Genomic DNA, 8,128 nt, shown 5'->3' with positions numbered 1-8,128 from the left:
TTTTTGTAATTATTTAATTTACCTAATTCTTCTTTAACATTGGTAATTTTGGTATTTAATGCTTCTGCTGCTTCTACAATAGTTTCAGCATTTGCTTGAGTGTCAGCACTAGCAATATTTTCTTTTAATTGTGCTTTTTGGTCAGGAGTTAAATTATCTAAAGCATCAATTCTTTTGTTTAACGCATTTTGTTTTTGATCGCCATTTAATTCGCCATAAGTGGTTTTTAAATTGCTTAATACCGTTTCAACAGCACTTAATTCTGAGTTAGCGTCATTAGTTTTATTAAGTAATGTTTGAGCCACTGATAAAGCTTCATTATAAGCTTGTTTTTTATCAGCATCTGCTAAGGTATAAACAATGGCTGTTTTAGCATCTTTGTTTTGATCATCTTGAACAGCTTTTTTGGTTAAAGCGGTTAATTCAGCTTTAACAGCATCACTTAATTCTTTCATTTTAGAATTTAATGTGCTTGCTGTTGTGCTACGGTCTTGAATTGCTTTGGTTGAATTAGCTAATTTTAAATCTGCTTTATAAGCGTCTAATTGATTGTTATTTAAATAAGGGTAGTTAGTTGTTGCATCAGCAATAGCTTTTTCAATTTCTGCTTTAAGTTGAACTTTAGCTACTTCATTAAGATTATTGGCTTTTGCTAATTCATCTAATAAAGCTTGTTTTTTCTCTTCAGGAACGTTGTTTTTAATGTATTGGGCAACTTTTTCTTTTTCAACTTGTAAAGTTGTTTTAAAGCCTGTTAAAGTAATTGTTCTTGTGTTAGTTGAAACAACCACTGGGTTTTCTTGTGGATCGTTATTTGAATTCACTATTGCTTTAGTTGAAACAATTTTGAATTTTATGTTTAATGTACCGTTGTCATTGTTTGGCACTAATTCAATACTGTTTAAATATCCTTCAACGTCTAAGTTCGTTGGATTGTTAAAGGCTTTAATAGCTTCTTTAGCAACTTCACTTGGCAATTGATTTCTATCAATTGCGTTTGTATCATTTTCATTAATAGTAAATGAGTTATTTGAATCAGCTAAAATATTGTCCACTCTATCTTGTTCAGTTAAAGTGCTTAAGGCTTTATTGTTATTTAATATATAAACTTTAGTTGATTGAACACTTTCAAGATTTTCTTTAGTTGATTGATATTTGTAGCTTAAGTCTAATTTACCTGTTAATTCATTTGGATTTGAAATAGCTAAATCAACTGGTGTTACATTGTCAGGCATAGTTGAAGAAATGAATTCAACTTCATTAGTGTCAATTTCACTTGCAGTATCAGTAGCTTGATTTGCATCTTTAACTTTAGCTAAAGCAAGAGATAAATCATTTAATCTTGCTAATTCTTCATCATAACGTTTTTGACCGTTTAAATTATTAATTGCGGTTTGAATTTTGTTATTTAATGAATCAATATTAGATTTATTCATTAAATTATCATTATTGTCAGTATTTAAAGCAGTTACTAAATCTTCTGCTTCTTTAATCGCTCCGCCTTTTTGATTGCCTTCTTTAGTTGGATTACCATCATAGGCTTCTCTTAAGGCGTTAGTAGTATAAGTATAATTCTTGCCTGCTGTTACATTATTTTGATTTGTAATGAAATCGCTCAAGGTTTTCATTGATGAGTTTAATACACTGTTAGATGCATCTTGACTAGTAACATCCGCAATGGTCTTTTTAACATTAATTAATTCAATTGCTTTTTCTTTTTGTTTATCAGTTAATGATGAATAATCAGAATTAATTTTAGCTATTGCATCATTTTTAGCTTTTTGTAATCTTTGTTCACCATTTAAATTACTAATTGCATCTTGAATTGCTTTAGTTTTCTCTTTAACTTCTTCTAATGATAAATTAGAGCCTTTAGTTTTATCAACATCAGTTTTTTGTTGATTTACCGCATTATCTAAAGCACTCTTATTATCTGCTTGAGTATAATTTGTGCCTTGTTTAATTGTGTCAATATTATTAGTTGCATCATTGTAATCTTTCATTGCGTCATTTAAATCACTTGCGTTTTTCGCAATTTGATCTAATTGATTTAGATTAGCTTGATCAACTTCATTTTTAAGTGCTGTTTTTTGCGCATTATTTAAATATTTATAATCATCAATTGCTTTTTTCTTTGCATCTTTTTGATTTTGTTCATATTGAGCTTGAGTTAAAAAGCCAGTTCTAGTTTGTGATGCTGAAACATTACTATAAATATTATTGTCATTAACTGCTTCTTCAGCAATTGTTACTAAATCTTCTTTAGTTCTTGTAGTTTTTAATTTATATGTATATGAAACTGAGCCATTAGCATCATTAGCTGCAGGAGATGATAAATTAGTTAATTCAACTTGATTATTAGTTCCATAATTATTTGCTAAAGCAATTGTGTAATCAGTTTTTAAGGTTGAAACTGAAGCACGTTTAATAGGATCTGCAGTGATGTTAAGAACTGTATTTTGATTAGTATTTGTGTCTTGTTTGACTAAATTATTTAATCTGGTAGTTTCTGTTTCAAAACCATTAATTTCTGCGGTTTTTTCATCAGAAATTGCACTTGCATCAACAGTTGATTGTAATTTATATGCAATTTTAATTTTTCCAGTTGTATCGTTATAACCAAGATATTTAACACTATTTGCATAAATTTTTGTATTAGTTGGTAATTGTCAAACAATATCAACATTTGCATTGTTTGCTTTTACCACAGTTGAAGCTTGAATATTAGGTTTTTGATTTACCTGTTTATATTCTGGAGTAGCGCTTAAAGTTTCAATTCTTGATTGTTCATCACTAAAACCAGTAATTGTATAAGTTTTATCTTGTGTATAGATATTGTCTTTATCACTTGATTTAAGAATTTTATAAGTTACTACTAAAGTACCAGCATTATCATCGGCTTGAATATCAATAATTTTAGTTTCTACCCCTTGATTATTAGGATCAATACTATCAGTTGTAATTAAATTTTGTTTTGCAGTTGAAGGTTTAATGCTTTTATCTGGATAACCAAAAGTAGCACTATAATCTTTAATTTTTTCACGTTCATTATTAATATTAGTTCATTTATCGACAATAGTTTTGATATTTTTATCTGAACCGATTAGAACTTTATCAGAATAGTCTTTATTAGCTTCATAAGTATCTTTATACAATTGAGCTTTATCAATTAAACTTTTAGCATTATTTTTTTCATCTTGACTTAAATAAGTAAGACTATTAATTTGATTTTTTGCATTTTCTTTTGCAATATCAAATGCAAGTTGCATTTCATCATTAATATTTGAATAATAACTTGAATTAATTGCTAAAGTTTTAGTTTGAGCATTATAGGTAAAAGGACCTTTTGAGCCTAATTTTCCTTTTAGAGAATTAATGATATAGAATTTTTCACCACTAGTGTTATCACCATTTAAGAAAGTAAAATTGTTGATTTCTTTTTTAAATTCTTCAACAGCCCCATTAATTTCATCACCAGTTAATTTATCGATTCAATTTTGTTGCAAAGCTTTTTGGCCATTAGTGTAAAAATCACTTAATGTTTGAGTTGTGTCAAAAATATTATCAATTGTTTTATTAGTAGCATTTTTTAAATTAGCATCAAAAGTATCAAAAGAATTTAAATTAATGCTATTTGTTGATTTAGTAAATACACCATAATTATTAAAGTCGTTTTGTGCTTTTTGTTCTTCAATAATTTGAGTTTTTAAATTATTTTTTTCTGTTTCTAAATCATTTAAATTTTTAATACTATCTAAAACATTTTTAATATTAGTTTTATAAGGTTCTGAATTTGCTGAATCAAAAGTTTTAACTTGCTCATAATTTGTTAACGGATCAATTACATTTTGAATTAGATTATTAGTTAATAAATTAGTTGCTTTTGTATTGTTATTTGGATAAGTTTGAGAATTAGCTTGAGTAATTTGATAATCATCTAATTTTGCATAAATAGAATCCAAATTATTTTTACCAGAAGTTAGAATTGCATTAAATTTATCAGTTAAAGTGTTTTTAGTTGTTTGAAGAAGGCTATTTAAGAAATTAAAATCTTCAGCATCTTCATATTGAGTAGAAGTATTTCTATCTTGTGCGTTTTTATCATCATTATATTCGGTAGATTTAAGTTTAATAACGCTAGAATTGTCTTTAATATAATCTTCTAACTTTTTCTTAACTTCGAAATCAGCTAAAGCATAAAGCATTTTATTTGTGGCAATTGTATTCCACTTACTATCATAAATTTCAGTATTAAGTGGATATTCACTAATCTGTTTATATTTTTCTTCTATTGATTTTTGTAAATCGTCAATTTTATCTATTTTCTTTTTTCAATCATTTTTGGCTTCTTCATTTGTAAATTCATTATCAACATTAAAAGAAGTATCATCTTCAACAAATCTAGTTAAAGCATCTTTTTCACCTTTAGTTAATCATTTTTTAGATTGAATATATCTTTTAAGATGTTCTAAATCTGTAAATGTGTATTCAATTGGTGCAAAATCAAGATATTCTCTTCCAAAAATAGTTGATGCAGAAGCTGTTGTAGATTTAGTAACCATTCTTCATTTTTGACTATCAGCACTAGAAGCAAAAGAAGCTTTTAAACGTAAATTAGATAAATTATTATAACTTTTATAATCTTGATAAATGTTTCTTGTTCTAATTACATTTTTGTTGTCATAAGAAACACCATTTTTATCTATATTGTATGCAAAAGCACTATTTCCGTTTTCAGAAATAGATAAATTAGCTTGTGGAATTCCGTCAGTTGCTTGATTGTAAAATTCAAGATTATCTTGGATTTTTTCTTCAGTATTAAATTTCTTTAAATATGACTGTTTCCGATCAGCCATTTTAATAAACCCACCAATAACCTTGTAATTATCTGTATTATTTAAATTTCTATATTCTGAAACTCCGAAATATGTTTTCTTTCCAGTGGTAGAACCAGCATTACCAGCATATAATTGATTAAAAGGTTCAGTTGAATTATTAAATGGCTTCATTTCTAATTCAACTACAGCTCCGGCAACAATTTCATTATGTGATGCACTTGTATTAACTCTAAAAACAAATATTCCCCCTTGATTTTGAGTTATATTATTTTTAGTAATAACAGGAGTACTATTTCTAATTATTGAGTGTTGAAATAAACCAAAAGCAAATTTATTGGATTTATTGGTTGTGAAACGAAACTCGGAATTTCTTAGTGATTGCACTGAATAACCATCAATTAAAACATCATAAAGTTCATTGCTTCCTTGTTGTCTAGTGTTTTGTCATCAGTTTCTTTGCTTTTTATTTTCATCTGACATATTATTTTGGTACTCGTCAGGAATATGATCATAATATGGCAAATAAGCATAGTCGCTAATGTAAGCCATTTTTGACTTACCGTTTATAGTTGTACTAACTGATTGCCTTGTGCCAGTTACTTGTTGCGTTTTACCTATTCATGGGCTTATTTCCATTGTGCCAATATCAGCTTTTGGATCATCATTAATATTTATAGTATATGTAGTTGATTTACCTTGACTTTGATCAATATTAACACTGCTACTATCTTCTTTAACAAATAAGTGAATTTTGATATCACCAACTAATCTAATATCGTCTGAAAAGTAAATTCCAGCAGTAAAAAAGTCATTATTTGTGTCAGCATTAGTTAAATTAATACCAACTTTAATTTTTTTGCTGTTAGTTAATGGATTAAATCCATTTCCATTTCATCAAGAACCGGTACCATTAGTTAATGAAGATGAAGCGCCATCTCTTTCTCAAGAATACATATGGCCAATTTCATTAGCAAATCCATTACCATTTCAATTAGTTTGATTAATATTTGCTGGTAAACCTGGCGTTGAAGCATCGAATAATCTATATCATGCATCACCAGTTGCCCTTCAATTAAGCTTATTATTTCCAGTTTGACTTAAATTAGTTCTCCCATTTGCATCTAAAGAGTTGTATCACCTATGAACTGTGCCATCACCATAATTGTTATAACCTGTTCAAATATCATCTAAAATATTAGAATTAACCTTATCAAACACATAATCAACATCATTAATTGCAATATTTACATTTTGTTTTGAAAAATTTGCTGAAAGAGGCAAAACAAGTCCTATTAATGGTGCTGATGCAGGCACAATTAAAAGACTCTTTTTTAATGCTTTATTTTTCATACATATCTCCTATTCTCTCTATCTCTCTCTATATATAAATATACAATATATAATAATTATTAGGATAATTATGAAAAAATAAAACTTTTTCGGAAATTGTATCAATTTCCGATATGACATTAATTTTTGCGGTATTTGTTGCTTCTTGTGAAAATTCTAAACAAAAGAAATGAACAGGGCACTAAATACGATTTTGTCAATATTCGGTGTCCGGTTTATTTTAAACCATGTTTTATTATGTTTTTTAGCATTAGTTACTATTAAATACTGTCTTTACAAGTTGAAAAAATATTGCGAAAGCAATGGCGAAATTCAAAAAATATCAATTGATTTATTAGTTGATTCATTAAGAATGATGACAATTACTAGAAAAGAAGTGAATGGTCAAATAGTTCAAGAAATAATTAATGATTTAGATCCACATCATCAAGAAAATATCAAAATTTATAGAGATTTTATAGCATGCATTGGTTAATTCTATGTGTGTAATTTTAAACATAAAAAAACGAATATGCCTTATTTATAGGTATATTAGTTTTTTTAGATCTTCAAACTTGGAAAGTCGGGATAGATATTAATTTATAAAATTCTATGTCTAATTTTTTCATAATTTGAATAAAAAAAGTGCCCTACGCATAACCGCTAGACATAATGAGAAATACACCTATTATTATTTTAATACGCCTGGATAAGGTCACTTGTTATGACGGCTTTCGTATAAGTCATTTATTCACTCTTTTATATCTTAGTATATTTTTTTCACTTATAAAATATTTTTTTACAAAACTTTTAATTTTTCCTTTTTTAAAAAAATAATTTTTATACAAAAACCAAGTAGAATTAACTGCTTGATTTTATTATTTCAATTTATGTTTAAAACGTCTAACTCAAAATACGAAACCTAATATTACTACTGTGAACTGGGACACAAAATGTGGACAGTCCCCGAGTTTCCTAGTTGGAAACTCGGGTTATAGGCAAAAAATTCAACAAAAAAATCAACCTAAGTGGTTGATCTTTTATGTTAAGTTTACTTTAATAATTTGTTTTTAACCGCTGGAATAGCTAGCAAGATTCCTAATGATAATGCGGTAGCAATTGAAGCTATAACAAATAAAATTCAATCTCATTTGTGATTATCTTCAAAATCCAATAATGATTTATTGATTGCTGTTTGATCAGAAATTGTTATTGAATCGTTATTATCAAGATCTTTCAAGATTAAATTTGAAATATTAATTGCATTATGAATAGCAGTTTTTCTATCATCATCTAATTTATTTCATTGACTAGCATTTTGGGTCAAGTTGTCCAAATCATTCATTGATTTAATTAATTCTTTAACATCAACATATTTTTGAGCGACTTTATTTAAATCACTTTCAAATGCATTACTGTCTTCATCAATGTTAACTATTGAATTAATTAATTGTTCTTTAACTTTTGGAGTTAATTGTTCATCTTGTTTAATTTTTCTAATTAATGTTAATTCTTGTTCAAGTTTATCGATTATTTGAACTGTATTTTCATCATTATCTATACTTAAAGCTTTTTTAATTAAAGCTTCTTTGTTTTCATCTGATAAAAGACCCGCTTTATAGTCTTCATGTATTTGTTCAATTATTGCTAATTTAGCTTTTTCATTGGCTATTTGGTCAAAGAAGTTAGGAGAATTATTATCAATGTTTTGAACTTCTTGAACTAATTGTGCTTTTTCATTTTCACTTGAATTAGTATTAGCTTGGATTTGAGCAATTAAATCAGCTTTAGCTAATTCTTTATCTAATTTGTTAGCAAAATCATCTTTTGATTCATCTAATTCTCTGATGTTTTGAGAAATTGAATCTATTTGTTCTGGAGTTAAGTTTGGATTTTGTCTAATTCGATCAATTGCGTTTTGTTTTTTGTCGATGTTTTTAGCTGTTTCATAGTATTTTTCA

The 8,128-nt window shown here is 27.2% G+C and carries 3 protein-coding genes; 1 reads left to right on the top strand and 2 read right to left on the bottom strand.

Annotated features, from left to right (window positions below):
- Positions 1-6,188: lipoprotein 17-related variable surface protein (locus tag T395_RS03430; RefSeq protein ID WP_036458489.1), on the bottom strand; the 6,188-nt coding region annotated here is incomplete at its 3' end.
- A gap of 169 nt (positions 6,189-6,357) precedes the next feature.
- Between T395_RS03430 and T395_RS03660 the strand changes: the two genes are divergently transcribed.
- A complete protein-coding gene (locus T395_RS03660; RefSeq protein WP_156933082.1) occupies positions 6,358-6,663 on the top strand; it encodes a hypothetical protein in 306 nt (101 codons plus the stop codon).
- A gap of 555 nt (positions 6,664-7,218) precedes the next feature.
- Here the strand turns inward: T395_RS03660 and T395_RS03705 are convergent.
- The coding region (locus T395_RS03705) for a hypothetical protein (protein WP_036458487.1) at positions 7,219-8,128 on the bottom strand (910 nt) is incomplete at its 5' end.

It is taken from the genome of Mycoplasmopsis iners ATCC 19705, from assembly GCF_000701805.1.
Taxonomy (GTDB): Bacteria; Bacillota_I; Bacilli_A; order Mycoplasmatales; family Metamycoplasmataceae; genus Mycoplasmopsis; species Mycoplasmopsis iners.
This window is presented reverse-complemented; position numbering and strand designations above follow the sequence as displayed.